Genomic DNA, 18,631 nt, shown 5'->3' on the forward strand with positions numbered 1-18,631 from the left:
GGGCACATCGACGGCTCCGGGCCGGTACGGTTCGAGGCATGAGGGAAGGAACACGGATGAACGGCAAACGCAGCACGCCCCCAGCCGTCGCGAACGATGGCTACGAACGCGACACACGCCGCAAGGAACGGCTGCAATCGGTGCTCAGGACCGGCAGGCGGCCATGGGTCATGCCCGTCGTGTGCCTGTTCGCCGTGCTCGCCGTCATCATCGGCGCGTTCATCGTCAGTTCGGTCACCGAACGGCATCTCAAACTCGACGACGGCACCGTGTGGGTGACGTCACGCAACGACGGCAAAGCGGCCCGCTTCAACGTCAAGCTCAAGGAACCCGACGTCGCCGTCATGGCGTCGGGTGCGCAATTCGACGTCGCCCAGGCGGACGGCGTCGCGATGCTCGACGAGGACACGTCGACGGCCGCGATCGACCAGGCGACGATCTCGATGGCCGACGCGACACCGACGAAGAACGGCATGCGCACCTACGTCGGCGGCGGCACCGTCGCGATGTTCGACGCGCGGCGCGGCAGCGTATGGGTCGGTGCCGCCGACGACATCAAATCGATCCGCCCCGTCGACGACGATCCGACGATGAAACTCGGCATCGGAGGCAAAGTCGTCGTCGCCCACGACGGCACTGTCTACGGCTACCGTCCGCGCGACGCGAAGGTCCTCGCGGTCGACGTCGAACATCCGGACAAGCCACGCGAGGTCGCGGCGCTCGCCGACGGCGCACAGCGCGCCGATTCGTTCACGGTGATCGGCGACCATCCCGTCATATCCGATGGCGACCGCATCATCTGGGACAAAGGCGGCAGCGCCGTCTTCAAGGACGCCGGCCCGCTCGTGCTGCAGGCGCCGAGCGCCGACGGCAAACAACAGGGCTGGGTCGCCGCGGGCGCGCAAAGCGGACTCGCGGTCGCCGAACTCAAATCGGGCGGCGAACCACGACTCCTCAAAACGGACGCGAAAGGCGACGTGGCGCAGCCGGTCTCACTCGACGGCTGCGTGCACGGCGCATGGTCGCAGCGCGCGAACAACGCGATCAAAGTGTGCTCACCATCCTCGGACGCGCAATTCCAGACCCTTGAGGAAGTCACCGGCACATCCCAGCTTGTATTCCGTGTCAACCACCGTTTCGTCGTGCTCAATGACGTTACGAACGGCAACCTGTGGAATCCGGACGTCGACACAAGCGTCATCAAGATCCAATGGAAGAAAATCGAGACGAAACAGCAGAACCGCGAGGAAAGCAGCGACGAATCAACGAACAGCAAACGCAATTTCGAAAAGCAGTGCTCAGCGCAATCGGGACAGATCAAGGCCGAAGACGACGAATTCGGCGTACGCATCGGCTCACATGAGATCCTCGACGTACTCAGGAACGACGAACAGACCGACTGTTCGGTGCTGCGCATCACGTCGGTGAGCGCGCCGAAGGATGGTTCGTTCCAGATCTCGCCGATCTACGACGGACGATTCCTGCAGCTCAACGCATCCAGCGCGTCGAGCGGCACGGCGACGTTCACCTATGAGATCAGCGACGGACGCGACCAGACGAGTTCGGCGACCGTCACCCTCAAGTTCAACGCGTCCGGCAACCATGCGCCGAAGCAGAACGAGACACCCGAACAGATCGACGTCGAACAGGGCGCGAGCTACACCGGCAACGCGCTCGGCGGCTTCATCGACGAGGACGGCGATCCGCTCACACTCGTCGGCGCGACCGTCGAGAACACCGAGGAGGCGACCGTCTCGACGCGCGCGGACGGCCAGATCACGTTCAACGCCGGATCGATGAACTCGGGACGCGCGACCGTCAAACTCACCGTCTCGGACGGCACAGAGACAAGCACCGGCACGATGTACTTCGCGGTGCGCCCCGCACATACACTGCCCGCGAGCATCGACCCGGTCGTCAGGAAGACGACGCCGAACACGCCGACGCACATCGACCTCAAACCATATGTGCACGGCACATCGGTCGACCCGGTCAAGATAAGCGACGTCGAAGCGCCCGACAAGACGACGGCGTCACCGGACCCGTCGGGCATGGGATTCACGTTCACGGCGCAGCAGACGGGCACCTATTACGTCTCCTACACGGCGACGCAAGGCACAATCCCGGCGACGGGACTCGTGCGCGTCGAAGTCGAGGCGCTCACGAAGGACGAGGCGAAACCGGTCGCCGCGAACGACATCGCGCTCCTCGGCGCCGACAGCACGGCGATCGTCGAACCACTGACGAACGACGTCGACCCACTCGGCGGCGTCCTGTCCGTCACCGGCGTCAAGGCCCCCGCCGACTCAAGCGTCAAAACAGGCATCGTCTCGAACAAACGCGTCTATCTGACGGCCGTGCAGATGCCGACAGCGCCCGTCGCGATCGAATATACGGTCGCGAACGCCGCAGGCTCATCGACGGGCACGATCGTGCTGCAGCCGCCGGCGCTTTCCGGCGCGAGCAGCGCGCCGAAAGCGACGAACGTCGACGTCTCCGTGCGCACCGGCGGCATCGTCTCGGTCGACGTGCCCGACCATGTGAGCTATTCGGACGGCACGACGATCACGTTGAGCAACAAACTGCAATACGACACGAGCACGTTCAAAGGACTCGTCTTCGTCGCGTCCGACGTCGTGCGCTACCAGGCGCCGGGCGAACCCGGATCGTATCCGGTGACCTACACCGTGACCGACACGCTCGGCAACAGCGCATCCGCGACGATCACGTTCAACGTCCACCGCGCCGACGCCGACGCGAAGAGCGCCGCAAGCCCGAAGGACGTCGAGGCGCAGGTCGCCGCCGGACAGAAGATCCGCATCCCGATCACGTTGCGCGGCATCGACAACGACGGCGACGACGTGCAGCTGCTCGGCCTTGGCAACGATGTGCCGGAACTCGGCCGCATAAGCGAGGTAGGCGCCGACTACCTCGTCTACGAGGCGTACGAGGATTCGTCGGGGACCGACGAATTCAGCTACGCCGTCGAGGATTGGACGGGACGGCGCGCGCAGGCGACGGTACGTGTCGGCATCTTCAAAAGCGGCGCGAACTCAAGCGTCTACGCACGCGACGACACGGTCACGTTGCGCCCGAACACGGCGACGACGGTGCCCGTGCTCCTCAACGACGTCTCAAGCGACGACAGCAAGATCAGCGTCGAGAAGGAACTCGAAGCGCAAGGCGTCAACGACGCGGCCGTCACGAACGACATGGTCTCGTTCACGACGCCGGACGCGGCGGGCACCGCCTACATCATCTACACGATCCGCAACAAGGCCGGGCTGACCGACCGTGCGACGCTCACCGTCAACATCGACCCGAAGGCGCCGATCGAGCCGCCGACCGCATACGACTACCATGTACCGGCGATCGCGACGATTGACAAACGGTCGGTCGACGTCGACGTCTCGAAGTTCATCGCGAACCCGTCCGGATCGAGCGACGTGCTCGCCGTCGACGTCGACAAATCGGCGCGCGACCATGCGCATATCGCGTCCGGCAAGAAGACGACGGTCTCGATCGATCTGACCGACGAGGCTCGCGCGGTGCCGTACACGGTCACGAACACCGAACACAACATCACATCGACCGCGTTCATCATGGTGCCCGCATACGGTGTGTTCCCGCCGCAGCTGCGTCCGAAGGCACCCGCGTTGAGCGTCAACGCCGGATCGTCGATCACGATCAACATCGCCGACTATGTACGCGTCGGCGTCGGCAAGACGGCGGTCGTCGAGAAGGATTCGGTGAGCGCGACGAAAGCCGCGAACACCGACCTCTACGTCAACGACACGACGCTCAAGTTCACAGCGGCGAAGGACTACGGCGGCCCCGCGTCGATCACATTCACGGCGACCGACGGCAAACGCGAAGGCAAAGGCAACGTCAAGATCGTCAATTCGTCGGTCATCACGTTGCCGATCACCGTCATCGGACACGAGATGCCGGCGCCGACGTTCTCGTCGACGACCGTCGACGTCGTCGCGGGCGAAACGGCGACGACGATCGACCTGCGCGCGCTCACGCACACGTCCGAATCCGACGAGGACGCGAAGTTCAGGTATGCGGGAGGCACGACGAGCGGCGGCATCACGTCGAGCGTGACGGCGGACGGCACACTCACCGTGAGCGCCGACAAGACGGCGAAGCCGGGCGCGACGGCATCGATCCCGATCTCGATCGCATACGGTGACAACGGTGGCGTCGTACAGGCGGGCGTGACCGCGCGCGTGACGGCATCGACACGTCCGCTCGCACGTGTCAACGGCACGACGACACAGATCAAGGCCGGCGAGACGAAGAACGTCGACGTGCTCGCGGACGCCTACAACCCGTTCCCCGACACGCCGCTCAAGATCGTGTCCGCGGCGTCCGACGACGGCGGCAAGCTCACCGTCGCCGTCGAGGGGTCAAGGATCTCGGTCACGGCCGCGCAAGGCATCGGCGCATCGTCGACGCGCGTCCTCGTGACGGTCGGTGACGCGACCGGAAGCGCGGACCGTCAGGTGACGGCGACGTACACGTTCTCGGTCGTCGACAAGCCGGACGCGCCGATTCTCTCACCGATCGCGGGCGAGGCGCAGGACAGCGCCGTCGCATTGTCGTGGACGCCAGGCAACGCGAACGGCAGCCCGATCACCGACTACGAGGTCAGCTGGCAGGACGGCAAGAAGTCGTGCGGCGCCGTGACGGCATGCCAGGTCACCGGACTCAAGAACGGCACGGAATACACGTTCACGGTGCGCGCGAAGAACGACGTCGGCTGGTCCGACTCGTCGAAGCCCGTGAACGCGACGCCGGACAAGGTGCCCGATGCGCCTGAGCACGTCCAGGTCACCGGTGGCTACAAGAAGGTGCATGTCTCGTGGGACGCGCCGAAGTCCACCGCGAGCGCGCCGACCGGCTACACGGTCACGGTCAACGGCGCCCAGCATGCTTCGGACGGCACGCGCACAAGCATGGACTTCGATATTGACAACGGCCAGATCGGCGACGGCAAGTTCTCGGTCACGGTGAGTGCGACGAACAAGATCGGCGCGGGCAAACCGAGCGCGGCCGCGACGACATCCGATGTCTACGGCGATCCGGATGCGCCGACCGTCACGGTCGCGCAGAAGGACGAGGACACGATCGAGGTCACGACGAAGACCGGCAATCTGCGCGGCGCCGGATGCTCGGCGATCGAGATCGTCGGGCATGGGTCCGTCGCCTGCGGCGCATCACTGCCAATCAAGATCACGCATGACATGTACCTCACCGATTTCAAAGTCGACGCAATCCTCAAGCCGGCGAAATCCGGCGCGTCCGAGGCGAAGGCATCGTCGAACACGATCCATATCACGGCGGATACCGGAACGGTCACGATCAACGACGTCGGCGTACGTGACAACAACATCTGCACAGCATCGTGGACGCATAGCGGCAAGGTCGATGACGTGCAATTCACGTTCGGCACGGAATCCGGCACAAAAGGCGCGAGCGATTCCGCCGAAGTGCGCATCGGACCGTGGGATCAATGCCCGGCGATCACGGTGACCCCGCGGTTCAAGGGCCAAGGTGGCACATCTGAATCGAAGAAGCATGAGTACACGTACAAAACGAAGCCTGCGATGGATGCGGGCAAGTTCGCGCTCGCATGGAGCCAGAATGACCGCGACAAACTCACCGTCATCAGCAACAATCCAGTGAACTCCTACGGGCAAAGCGTCTCGTACCAGCTCGAAATCGACGGCAAATCGTACCCCTACGACCAGAACATGGGGGAGATCACCGTCGAGGAATCCACGAACGACCATGCCCACTGGAAGCTGACGGCGACGATCAACGGCACCGACCTGAGCGAATCGATCACCGGCCAGATCAACATGTCGCCGAACCGCAAACCGAAGCCGGAACCGGCACCGACACCATCGCCGAGTGAGCCGACGCCGTCACCGTCGCACAGCGGCGAAGCACAGCCGAGCGCGTTCCTCGAACGCAGCATACGCCCGTATACGCAGCGCGCCGTCGTGCCGGGAAGGCATACCGTGCTGTTCCTGTAGCGGCGCGGCGGTCCATCATCCATCAACCCACGATCCATCAACCCACGATCGACCAACACAATCCAACCCATCTCGACAACCAACATCAAGGAGCCAGCAGATGACGAACAACAACGACGACGCGAAGCAGGAGATCGCCGAGGAGACGGTCCTCGCAGGCGCGCACGAATCGGCCGTCGAACAGTCGGCCGCCGCGACGGCCGATGAGACGGTTCTCGCGTCCCCGTCGGCGAAGGATGCGGCGTCCCCCACGCCGTCGGTGCCGCATGTCGTCATGCCGGACCTGCCGACGCGCGAGATGTTCGAGCACACGCATACGACGGGCACGGCCGACGACGCCGACATCAACATCGAAGTCGACGAAGGCACGATCCTCGCGACAGCCGCGGCGCCGGTGACGGCACCTCCTGTCGTCACACCGCCCGTCGCCGCGTCCCCGGTCTCATCCCCTGTCACTGCATCGCCGTCCACGGCCGCGTCGTCGCCCCTCCCCACGCGTGACGGCAGCGTCATGACGTCGACGGTGCACACGCTCCCGCCGATCGGCGCCGTCGCCGGCACAGGGCAGGCGACGAACGAGGAGATCGCGACGTTCAAGAAGCATTTCTCGGCGATTGTCGACAACGTCTCGCAAGTCGTCGTCGGCAAGGAATCACCGATCCGCCAGTGCGTGACCGCGCTCGTCGCGGGCGGCCATATCCTCCTCGAGGACAATCCGGGAACCGGCAAGACGCAGCTCGCGCGCGCGATCGCGAATTCGGTGCGCGTCTCGTTCAAACGTATCCAGTTCACGCCCGACCTGCTGCCGTCGGACGTCGTCGGCGTCACGTTCTACGACCAGAAGACCGGCGAATTCAGCTTCCGTGAAGGCCCGATCTTCGCGTCGATCGTCCTCGCCGACGAAATCAACCGCGCGTCGCCGAAGACGCAGTCCGCGATGCTTGAGGTCATGGAGGAGCAGAAAGTGACCGTCGACGGCCATACGCACCCTGTGCCGCAGCCGTTTATCGTCATCGCGACGCAGAACCCGATCGAACAACTCGGCACTTACAAACTTCCCGAAGCGCAGATGGACCGTTTCCTCATCAAAACGACGATCGGTTACCCGTCGACCGAATACAGCCTCGACATCCTGCGTCAGGTCAACATCACCGACCGCGCGGGCGAGATCGGGGCCGTCGCGTCCGGCGACGACATCCTCGCGATGCGCGCGATCGCGAACAAGGTCAGGGTCGACGATTCGATCCTCGAATACATCATGCGCATCATCGAAAGCACACGGCATGACGAGAGCATCGCCGTCGGCTCGTCGATGCGCGGCGCGCTCGCGCTCACGCGGTGCGCGCGCGTCTGGGCGGCCGCCGACGGACGCGGCTACGTCATCCCCGACGATGTCAAGGCGCTCGCCGTCCCCGTCCTCGCGCACCGCATCATGCTCACGTCGGACGCCGTGTTCCTGTCGAGCACACCCGAGGACGTCCTCACGCGCATCCTCGGCGAGATCCCCGCGCCGCAGCTCGGCGCGAACTGATCCGCACGCCGGCAATCCACACCGATGTGGACAACACGGTGGAATGGCACCGGACGTTGTCCACACCCCATCCCCTGCGCCGCTCACGCCGGCGCGACATCCCCGTTCACCGGAAGGTTTCATCATGACCGATTCCGTGGTCCGCTCACGGCAGCGCAAGCGCGCGTTCATACGCCGCTGGAACCGCTTCACGCGCCGTGTACGGCACGCCGTCACCGCCTACATCTCGCCGCTCGGATGGACGGCGATCGCGCTCGCGGCCGTCGGCCTCACGCTGTACCTCACGCTCGGCTATGTGGAAGCGCTCGCGTTGTGCCTCGCCGTCGTGACGATGCTGCTCGCCGCGCTCGCATTGTCGATCGGCAACACGTTGTTCCACGCGGTCATCAGCGTCTCCGACAACCGCGTCAACGTCAACGATGTCGTCGAAGTGCAAGTCGACGTCTCGAATCCGGGCACGACGCCGACCGCGAGCGCACGCGCCGACCTCCCGCTCGGCGACGAGCATGAGCGTTTCGGCATACCGATGCTCGCGCCGCGGCAGTCGAAACACACGACCGTCACGTTCACGGCGATCGCGCGCTCGGTGCTCACCGTCGGCCCGCTCACGATTCGCAAAGGCGACCCGTTCGGGCTCATGCGCCACGAACATGAGCTCGCCGACCGCTTCAACGTCTACATCCATCCGTCAATCGTCCTGCTCGATGCGCTCCACGCCGGCATCCCGCGTGACCTCGAAGGCAATCCGAGCGGCGACATCGTCGACGACGACCTTGACTTCTATGGGTTGCGCGAATACGAGCCGGGCGACGACGTGCGCCATGTCCACTGGCTCAGCTCGGCGCGCACACGCACGCTCATGCTCCGCCAATACGAGGCGACGCGGCGCACCGACACGTCGGTCACGCTCGACGTGAACCCGGATGATTACATGAGCAAGGACGAGTTCGAGCTCGCCGTGAGCGTGCACGCGTCGATCGGCGTTCAGGCGCTCCGCGAGGGCCGTCCGCTCTACACGCATGTCTCGCGCACGAACCTCAACCCGCGCAATCCGACGGAGCTGCTCGACGCGTGCAGCGCAATCAAACCCGATTTCCGCGACAACCGCAATCTCACGCAGGAGGCGCTCGCGACGACGCCCGACGCGTCGTTCTATTGCTTCACGGTCGGTCATGCGAAGCCGCTTGATGACATCCGCCGCATGATGATGGCGCTGCCGCCGAGCGCGACGTGCCTTGTCCTGCAGACGACGCCGACCGAACCGCGCACGTTGCGCCGCTTCCCCGGTTTCACGTTGGCGACCGTCAACACACTCGACGACCTTCCGCAGATCATGGGGGCACTGAGATGAGCACCGCACCCAATCCCTCCACGATTCCCGACATGTCGCTCACGGGTACGCACACGTCGACCGAGACCGGTTCGTGGGCGATGACGACGCATTCGGTCATCTGGTCGACGAACACCGGCAGACCGACGCACCGCGTCGTGCGTGAGAAGACCGAGGCGCGTCCCGCGCTCGTCTCGTGCGCGGTCCTCGCTGTCGTCACGTTGTTGTGCGCCGCGAACCTCATCGACGTCTATGGTTCTGCCGCCCAATGGGCGCTTGGTGCGGTCCCGGCTGCCGTGATCGGCGCCGCGGTCGCGTTCGCGGGCGTCTTCCGCGCGTTGCGCCTGTGGTGGCAGTTGTGCTTCCTTGTCGTCGCGCAATGGGTCATCGGCCCGGTCGTGTGCCTCAACGACACGACGATCGGCCATGTCGTCCCATCGCTTGAGACGTTGCGCGTCGGGTGGCGTGAGACCTTCGGCTCGTTCAAATACCTCATCGCGATCGAGCCGCCCGTCGGCAACGCGCAGGGCGCGCTCCTCGCCGTGTGGACGCTGTGCCTGTGGGCGACCGCGATCGCCGGCTTCTTCGCGCTGCTGCCCGACCCACGCTGGTCGTTCGTGTCGATCGTCATCGAGATCGCGACGTTGTGCGCATGCGCGCTTCTCGGCACGTCGGCGGGCGTCGCGCGCATCCCGTGCGGCATCGTGTTCGCGCTCACGCTCATCATCTGGCTGTCGTGGCGCATGCGGATGTTCGAATCGGGACGGTGGGTCAGTTCGTGCGTCATCGTCGTGCTCGCCGCCGCCGTCGCGTGCGGCGGCTGCCTGCTCATGCCTGCGGACCGCACGATCCTGCGCGACCATTACGAGCCTCCGCTCAGCCCGAACGACTATACGAGCCCGTTGAGCACGATGCGCGCGTACATCAAGTCGTACCGCGACACGACGGTGTTGAGTGTGCGCGATCTGCCCGAAGGCACACCGGTGCGCCTCGCTGTCATGGACCGTTTCGACGGCAATGTGTGGAACCTGTCCGATTCGAGGGAATCGAAGGATTCGGCGAACTATACGCGCGTCGGCACGTCGATCAGGAACGATGCTCACGGCCGCGGCTTCACGGCCGAGTTCACCGTGCACGATGGTCTCGGCGACGACTGGCTGCCGCTCGCGGGCGCGGCGACGTCGGTGCGTTTCGGTGACGAGAAGAACGCGGAGGCGTTCTACTACAACGTCGGCACCGATTCGGGCCTGCTGCGCGACGGCGTGCACAAGGGGCTGACGTACACGGAGACGGGCATCCTCCCCGACGAGCCGAACGACAAGCAGATCGCCGAAGCCGAAGCGGCGCACATCGACCAGCCGAAGGCCGAGGATGTGCCGAACGAGGTCGGCAAGCTCGCTTCGGCGACGGCCGGCGGCCAGTCGCACGGCGGCGAGGCGGCGCAACAGCTCGTCTCGATGCTCAGGGAGCAAGGCTGGTTCTCGCATGGCCTCGGATCCGACTACGCGTCAAGCCCGGGCCACGGCAACCACCGCCTCACGCAGCTGCTCGGTGGCGAAATGGTCGGCGACAGCGAACAGTACGCATCGGCGATGGCGCTCATGGCGCGTGAACTCGGCCTGCCGAGCCGCGTCGTCCTCGGCTTCCTGCCGAAGGACAAGGACGGCGACATCTCGAACGCGCGCACAACGACCGAAGGCGATGGTACGCTCATCGACTTCACCGGCAACGATGTGACGGCATGGGTCGAGATCAACCTCGACCATTACGGCTGGGTGCCGTTCTATCCGACGCCGAAGGAGACGAAGACACCCGACGACGACCAGAACCTCACACCGCCGAACCCGCAGAACCTCGTGCGCCAGCCCCCGCTGCCGCTCACCGACCCGCTGCGCGACGAGACGAACACGACGAGCCAATCGTCGTTCGGAGGTTCCGAAGCCGCGGAGGCACCGGAGCCGTCGAAGTGGGCGCAGGCCGGACGCGTCATCGGCAAGGTCGCGCTCTACGGTTCGCCCGTATGGGCGCTCCTGCTCATATGCGGCGCGATCCTGCTCGGCAAGGCGCTCCAGCTCGCATTGTTGCGCAAACGCGGCAAACCGCAGATGCGCATGGCGTCCGGCTGGCAGTCGGTCGCCGTCCTCGCGCGCCAAAGCGGCATCGACGCGCACGGCACACGGCGCGAACAATCGCAGCAGATCGCCGAACAACTCAAGATCGATTCATCGATGATGCAATCGGCGTGCAGACAGGCCGATTATGCGACGTTCTCCGGGCAGGACGTGAGCGACGAACAGGCGGCGTCGTATTGGCGGCGCGTCGACGAACTGCGTGCGGCGATGCTCGCGGCGCTCCCCCGCATGCGCCGCTGGCGCACGAAGCTCTCACTGCGCGGCGTGCGCCAGATGAAACCGACCGATGTCACCGTCGAGTATCATAAGGCCGAGGCAAGTGACGACGCCGACACGATGCGCGGCGACGGCACGACGGCACGGAAGAAGCACAGGAAACGCTGGTTCTCGCACGCCCGTCACCAATGACGGCGGCTGTGACACATAGACAGGAAGGATGCGCATGCAACAGGCAGTGATCAGTGTCGCTGCGCTCACCGACATCGGACTCAAACGCCGCACCAACCAGGACAGCTGGCTCGCCGAACGCGGCGTCTACATCGTCTGCGACGGCATGGGCGGCGAATCCGGCGGCGAACGCGCGAGCGCGATCGCCGTCGAGGAACTCGCGCAGCTCGCGCGTGAGGAACACCGCACGCGCATGTCGATCGACGATGCGCTCGAGCGCGCGCAATCGCGGACGCGCGCGCTCGGGCTCACGCTCGGCGGCATCGCCGGGACGACCGTCAGCGGCATCGTGCTGCCGCATTGGTTCGCGGCGCCGTGCCACGACGCCCCCGCGGCCGGCGATGGGATCGAATGCGGCCGTGCGGACGGCTCGACGCATGTCGCCGACGCGCATATGACGCCGGCGGCAACGCATCATCCAAAGCACAGCGCGCAATACAACGCGCTCGCGACGCTCGGCGCGATCGACGAACTCAAACCGCTGTGCGGATTCGGCGATGATTGGGACGTGACGCAGCCGGGCGCCGACGACGCCGATGATGCCGCGCAAGCGGCGACCGAGGCGTCCTTCGGCGAGCACCGCGCGGACACCGCGCCGGACGCGTGGTCGATCGCGATCCGCCAACTGCTCCCTGACACCGAACCGCGCATGTGCTACGTCATCAACGTCGGCGACTCGCGCACTTACCATATGGACGCCGATGACGACGGCCATTGGGACGCCGCGACGCTCACGCAGATCACACACGACCATTCACGCAGGCAGGAGGCGATCGAATCGGGTGAGATGACGCGTGAGGAGGCGGAACGTTCGATCGCGCGCAACATCATCACCCAGTGCGTCGGCTCCCCGATGGGCATCCATCCCGACATGTTCATGGCAGGTGCGTCCGGACGGTTCATCATATGTTCGGATGGGTGTCATGGTGAGATCGATGATGCTACGATTGCAAACGTTGCAGCACAACACGGAACGGCTGATGCGGCGGCCCGCGCGCTCATAGATGCGGCACTTGCGGCCGGTGGCGGTGACAACGTTACCGTCATCGTTGTCGACATGCCGACGGACACCGCGGAGGACTGGACGTGTGAACGGCTCGAGGTCGACGAGGATCTCTCGGACATCGACGATGCCACCGTGGAAACGTGAAATGGTTCCACCAGACAGCACCGTGGAAACGTGAAACGGTTCCACCAGACAGCACCGTGGAAACGTGAAACGGTTCCACCAAATGACAACGTGGAGATGTGAGACGTTCCCGTTCGCGGCGGCGTCGGCAGATACAATTTAATAACTACAATAAATAATCGATATATCATCGAACCATATTCGGGAAGATGTCGGGAAAGAAGGACACCATGGTCAGTTATGATGACGCGGTCGCGATCATCCAGGATCCGCAGGCGGACCCGGTCACGCTTGCGAAGGTCGCGTATGAGAATCCGGAGTTCGGCGCGAACGTCGCCGCGCATCCGCGCGCGTATCCGGGACTGCTGCGTTGGATCGCGCAGTTCGGCGACGAACGTGCGCGCATGACGGTCGCACAGCTCGGTTATGAGGCGCAGCTCGGCCCCATCGAGGACCGTGAGGTCGAAGACGCCGTCATCGCCGCGGCCGAAGCGAACGCGGACGCCGTGCAGGCCGAGGCCGCCGCGAACGACCATCCGGTCGCCGTCGAAACGTCGACCGTCGAATATGAGGAACCCCAGCCGGCGTCATTCGAACCACAGCAGCAGACGGGCGTCGATCTGCTCAGTGACCAGTTCGACAACATCAACGTCGACGCGTCGCACGTCACCGACGCGTCCTCCCCCGCCACCTCCGCGCAGTCCACTGCACAGAACGCCGCGCAGACGCCACAGCAGTCGCCGTACGCGCAGATCCAGGCGACGAACCAGTACGGATTCACCGCGGAACTCGCGATGACGACGCCCGACACTGGCGTCATGCAGCAGATCGCGCAATACGCGCCCGAACTGCATCCGGCGCTCGCGCTCAACCCGTACCTGTATCCCGAACTGCTCACGTGGCTCGGCATGCTCGGCGAACCGGCGACGAACGCGGCGCTCGCGCAGCGGCCGCAGCACTGAGCGCACAGCGGCGCACATATGCACCTACAACGCGCGCAACGCATATGACGAAGGAGGTCCGCGATGGTATCCATCGCGGACCTCCTTCGTTGTATCGGCGGCAGTGGATGCCGCCTCTCCTATGCTTCCCCTATGCCTCGGTCGCCTCGAAATCGAAGATCTGGTCGCCGATGCGCACCTTGCACGGCACCGGGAGCCTCATCGGCGTGCCTTTCATCACCTGATGCTCGCCTTCGTCATCAATGACATACGTGCCATTGAGCGAACCGTAGTCCTCGATCCACAACGAACCGTCCTGATCGAAGCTGATCGCCGCATGGTTGCGCGAGACGGTACGCGTCGGATCGACGAGACGTACCGACTTCGCGCCCTGAGGAATGTCCTGCGACGGCTTGCGCCCCATGAGCACACCCATGTCGACGAGGATGTTCTGCCCGGTCACCTCGTTGACGAGGCGGTAGACGTTGCGCGGCTCCTTTTTCATGAACGCGGTCGACAGGACCGTGCCGTCCCACTCCTCGCTGCCCTGCGCGCCTTCCTCGGCCGTGTATTCCAGGTCGTCGCCAAGATGCGCATTGTACGAATCGTCGGGGATGAACGCGGGCTGCTCGGACGTCGCCGCACCGATGTGCGCCGCGTCGTTGTCCGCGATCGTCACGATGCCGTTCGCTGCGGGCGTCTGCTCCGCGGGCGCCGCGGTGGCGGTCTCCACTGCTGGTTTTGCTGTGGGTTCCGTTGCGGATGTGGCCGCTTCGGTCTGCTGCGGCGTCGGCTGGGCGTGTTCGGGAACGAGCTTGTCCGCGTCGACGTCATCGTCGGCGTACCAGCCCATTTCAGGCGCCGGAGGATACGGTAGTTTCTGCATATGTCAGTCTTATCACATCATCCCGGACCTGCATACCCATGCGCCACTGTGCGGACGGCGATGCCGGCGCGCGGCGCTGCACACTGTATGGACGCGCGACACAGACTGCAATGAAAAACGGCCCCTCCCGAAGTGGGAGGGGCCGTTCATGTCAGCGGCGATCAGAAGTTGAAGTCATCGCCGAGATCGATGCCCAGATCGGACTGGCCACCGTTGTCGTCCAGATAATCGTCCGGGTTGAAATCGTCGCCGAGCTTGAGGTCGCCGAAATCGACGCCCGAATAGTCGACATCGGACATGTCGCCATCACCGAAGTCGCCACCGAGCGCGTCGTCACCGAGACCGAAGTTCGGGTAGATCGTGTCACGGATCGCCTTGTCCGGCTCGACGACGGCGTTGCGGTACCGCGCGAGGCCCGTGCCGGCAGGGATGAGCTTACCGATGATGACGTTCTCCTTGAGACCCTTGAGATCGTCTTCCTTCTCGCTGAGCGCGGCTTCCGTGAGCACACGCGTCGTCTCCTGGAACGACGCGGCGGACAGCCACGAATCGGTCGCAAGCGACGCCTTCGTGATGCCCATGAGCTCCGGACGGCCGGCCGCGGGCTTGCCACCGTTCGCGACGGCCGCGCGGTTCGCTTCGGTGAAGCGCGCACGGTCGACGAGTTCGCCCGGAAGCAGCGTCGTGTCACCGGAATCGATCACGGTGATGCGGCGCAGCATCTGGTGGACGATGACCTCGATGTGCTTGTCGTGGATGTCGACGCCCTGCGAGCGGTACACGTTGTGCACCTCTTCGACGATGTTCTTCTGCGCGGCGTTCGGTCCGAGGATGCGCAGGATCTTCTTCGGGTCGACGGAACCCTCGATGAGCTGCGTGCCGGCTTCGACGTGCTCGCCGTCCTTGACGAGGAGCGGCGCGCGGCGCGTGACCGGATAGACTTCCTCTTCGCTGCCGTCGTCGGGCTTGATGAAGACCTGGCGTCCGCGTTCGCTGTCCTCGACGCGCACCGTGCCCGCGACCTGCGCGATCGGCGCCTCGCCCTTCGGCGTACGCGCCTCGAAGAGCTCGGTGACACGCGGAAGACCCTGCGTGATATCGGAAGCCGACGCGACACCACCGGAGTGGAACGAACGCAGTGTCAGCTGCGTACCCGGCTCGCCGATCGACTGGGCGGCGACGATACCGACCGCCTCGCCGACGTCGACGAGCTTGTTCGTCGCGAGCGACCAGCCGTAGCACTTCGCGCACACGCCACGCTTCGATTCGCACGTGAGCACCGAACGTCCCTTGACTTCCTCGACGCCGTGCGCGACGAGGTCGTTGAGGACATCCATCGAAAGCGCGTCGCCGGCATGGTAGAGCACCGTCTTGCCGTCGGCCGGGTCGATGACGTCCGCCGCGAGCAGACGCGAGTACGGACCGCCATCGGCCGCCTTGACGAGCACGAGGTTGCCGTCCTCGTCACGTTCGGCGACCTGCATCGTCAGGCCGCGCTTCGTGCCGCAGTCCTCTTCACGGACGATGACCTCCTGCGAGACGTCGACGAGACGACGCGTGAGGTAACCGGATTCCGCGGTACGCAGTGCCGTATCGGCGAGGCCCTTGCGCGCGCCGTGCTGCGAGATGAAGTACTCGAGCACGGACAGGCCGTCGCGGTAGTTCGACTTGACCGGTCGGGGGATGATCTCGCCCTTCGGGTTCGCCACGAGGCCTCGCATGCCGGCGATCTGGCGGATCTGCATCCAGTTGCCTCGTGCACCGGACTGGACCATGATGTTCACGTTGTTGTCATCATGGAAGTTCTCGCGCATCGCCTCGGCGACCTTGTCGGTGCACTCGGTCCACAGGTTGATGAGCTCCTGGCGGCGCTCCTCCTCGGTGAGCAGACCAAGGTCATACTGGCTGTTGACCTTCGCGGCCTCATCCTCATAGCTCTTGATGATCTCGTTGCGGTCGGCGGGGGCGACGATGTCGGAGAACGCCATCGTGACGCCCGACCACGGCGCGCGCGTGAAGCCGAGGTCCTTGAGCGCGTCAAGGACGGCGGCGACCTGCTGCGTCGAATAACGGGTCGCGATGTCGTCGACGATCTTCGAGAGCTTGCCCTTCGGGCACTGCTCGTTGATGAACGGGTAGTTCACCGGCAGCGTCTCGTTGAACAGGATGCGGCCGAGCGACGTCGCGAACAGCACGGTGCCGTCGGTGAAGCGTTCCTCCTTGACGACATCCGGGCTGCCCGGCCCCGGATCAACGACCTTGACCTCGCCCGGTTCCCAATCCTTCGGCAGCACGAAGTCCTCGGGAAGGCGGATGAGCACCTTCGCCTGCATGTCGATCTCATGGCGGTCGAGCGCCATCTGCGCCTCGTCAAGCGACGAGAACACACGGCCCTGGCCCTTCGCGCCGTCGACGACGGTGCTCAGGTAGTACAGGCCGAGAATCATGTCCTGCGAAGGCATCGTCACGGTGTGGCCATCGGCCGGCTTGAGGATGTTGTCGGACGCCATCATGAGCGAACGCGCCTCAGCCTGCGCCTCGGCGCTCAGCGGCAGGTGGACCGCCATCTGGTCGCCGTCGAAGTCCGCGTTGAACGCGGCGCACGCGAGCGGCGGCAGATGGATCGCCTTGCCTTCGACAAGGATCGGCTCGAAGGCCTGGATGCCCAGACGGTGCAACGTAGGCGCACGGTTGAGCAGGACCGGATGCTCGGAAATGACGTCTTCGAGCACGCCCCAGACCGCGGAGTCGCCGCGGTCGACGAGGCGCTTCGCGCTCTTCATGTTCTGCGCGTAGTTGAGGTCGACGAGCTGCTTGATGACGAACGGCTTGAACAGTTCGAGCGCCATCGGCTTCGGCAGGCCACACTGGTGCATGCGCAGCGACGGGCCGACGACGATCACGGAACGGCCCGAATAGTCGACGCGCTTGCCGAGCAGATTCTGACGGAAACGGCCCTGCTTGCCCTTGAGCATGTCGGAAAGCGACTTGAGCGGGCGGTTCGACGCGCCGGTGACCGGACGGCCACGGCGGCCGTTGTCGAAGAGCGAATCGACGGCTTCCTGGAGCATGCGCTTCTCGTTGTTGAGCATGATCTCTGGGGCGCCGAGCTCGATGAGACGCTTGAGACGGTTGTTGCGGTTGATGACGCGGCGGTACAGGTCGTTGAGGTCGGAGGTCGCGAAGCGGCCGCCGTCGAGCTGCACCATCGGGCGCAGGTCCGGCGGGATGACCGGAATCACGTCGAGGACCATCGCCTCCGGCTTGTTGCCCGTCGTCAGGAACGCGTTGACGACTTTGAGACGCTTGAGCGCGCGGGCCTTGCGCTGGCCCGTGCCGGTCTCGATCTCCTCGCGCAGTTCCTTCGCCGCGGCCTCGAGGTCGAAGTCCTGCAGGCGCTTCTTGATCGCCTCGGCGCCCATGCAGCCTTCGAAGTAGTCGCCGTAGCGGTCCTCCATCTCACGCCACAGGTCGACATCGTTCTCCATGTCGCCCGGCTTGAGGTTCTTGAACTTGTCGAAGACCGCGCCGAGACGTGCGATCTGGTCGTCGTAGCGCTGGCGGATCGCCGCCATGTCGCGCTCGGCGCCGTTGCGCAGCTTCGTACGGGCGCTGCCCTTGACTTCGCCTTCGGCTTCGAGCTCCGCGAGATCGGCCTCGACCTTCTTCGCGCGCTCCTCGATCTCGTTGTCGCGGCGGCGCTCGAGGTTCTTCACCTCGGTGTCGAACTCGTCCTGCAGGTCGGGAAGATCCTGGTGGCGCTGCTCCTCATCGACCTTCGTGACCATATAGGACGCGAAGTAGATGACCTTCTCAAGCTCCTTCGGCGCAATGCCGAGGAGGTAGCCGAGACGGCTCGGCACACCCTTGAAGAACCAGATGTGCGTGACCGGCGCGGCGAGCTCGATGTGGCCCATGCGCTCGCGGCGCACGCGGCTGCGCGTCACCTCGACGCCGCAGCGTTCGCACACGATGCCCTTGAAGCGCACGCGCTTGTATTTGCCGCACGCGCACTCCCAATCGCGCGTCGGTCCGAAGATCTGTTCGCCGAACAGGCCGTCCTTCTCCGGCTTGAGCGTGCGGTAGTTGATGGTCTCCGGCTTCTTGACTTCGCCATAGCTCCAGCCACGGATGTCGTCCGCGGTCGCCAGGCCGATTTTCAGTTTGTCAAATGCGTTGACGTCCAGCACT

General features: G+C 64.8%; 8 protein-coding genes. 6 read left to right on the forward strand and 2 right to left on the reverse strand.

Annotated elements, in window-relative coordinates:
* Positions 1 to 38 precede the first annotated feature (38 nt).
* The 6 genes from B1526_RS00610 to B1526_RS00635 all read left to right on the forward strand — a co-directional run bounded on the left by B1526_RS00610 (position 39) and on the right by B1526_RS00635 (position 13,575).
* Complete coding sequence (locus B1526_RS00610) at positions 39 to 6,044, forward strand: Ig-like domain-containing protein (protein WP_095614204.1); 6,006 nt, start codon at positions 39 to 41, stop codon at positions 6,042 to 6,044.
* 100 nt (positions 6,045 to 6,144) lie between these two features.
* Positions 6,145 to 7,575, forward strand: a complete 1,431-nt coding sequence (locus tag B1526_RS00615; RefSeq protein ID WP_095614205.1) for an AAA family ATPase — start codon at positions 6,145 to 6,147, stop codon at positions 7,573 to 7,575.
* Between the two features lie 124 nt (positions 7,576 to 7,699).
* Positions 7,700 to 8,926: a DUF58 domain-containing protein gene (locus B1526_RS00620; RefSeq protein ID WP_095614206.1), complete on the forward strand. Its 1,227-nt coding sequence runs from the start codon at positions 7,700 to 7,702 to the stop codon at positions 8,924 to 8,926.
* Positions 8,923 to 11,445, forward strand: coding sequence for a DUF3488 and transglutaminase-like domain-containing protein (locus tag B1526_RS00625; protein ID WP_235606955.1), 2,523 nt, complete (start codon positions 8,923 to 8,925; stop codon positions 11,443 to 11,445). Before B1526_RS00620 ends, B1526_RS00625 begins: the two co-directional genes overlap by 4 nt.
* A 34-nt stretch (positions 11,446 to 11,479) precedes the next feature.
* A complete protein-coding gene (locus tag B1526_RS00630; protein WP_095614208.1) occupies positions 11,480 to 12,634 on the forward strand; it encodes a PP2C family protein-serine/threonine phosphatase in 1,155 nt (384 codons plus the stop codon).
* A 209-nt stretch (positions 12,635 to 12,843) separates the two neighbouring features.
* The gene (locus tag B1526_RS00635; RefSeq protein WP_095614209.1) at positions 12,844 to 13,575 is read left to right on the forward strand and encodes a variant leucine-rich repeat-containing protein; all 732 of its coding nucleotides are present in this window, start codon (positions 12,844 to 12,846) and stop codon (positions 13,573 to 13,575) included.
* Positions 13,576 to 13,705: 130 nt separating this feature from the next.
* Here B1526_RS00635 and B1526_RS00640 read toward each other — a convergent pair whose 3' ends face one another.
* Both B1526_RS00640 and B1526_RS00645 read right to left on the reverse strand, forming a co-directional pair.
* Entirely contained in the window at positions 13,706 to 14,440 is a 735-nt protein-coding gene (locus tag B1526_RS00640; RefSeq protein WP_095614210.1) for an FHA domain-containing protein, read from the reverse strand.
* Positions 14,441 to 14,601: 161 nt separating this feature from the next.
* Complete coding sequence (locus tag B1526_RS00645; RefSeq protein ID WP_095614211.1) at positions 14,602 to 18,630, reverse strand: DNA-directed RNA polymerase subunit beta'; 4,029 nt, start codon at positions 18,628 to 18,630, stop codon at positions 14,602 to 14,604.
* Position 18,631: the final 1 nt, after the last annotated feature.

The sequence above is a fragment of the Bifidobacterium criceti genome (assembly GCF_002286935.1).
GTDB classification, from domain to species: domain Bacteria; phylum Actinomycetota; class Actinomycetes; order Actinomycetales; family Bifidobacteriaceae; genus Bifidobacterium; species Bifidobacterium criceti.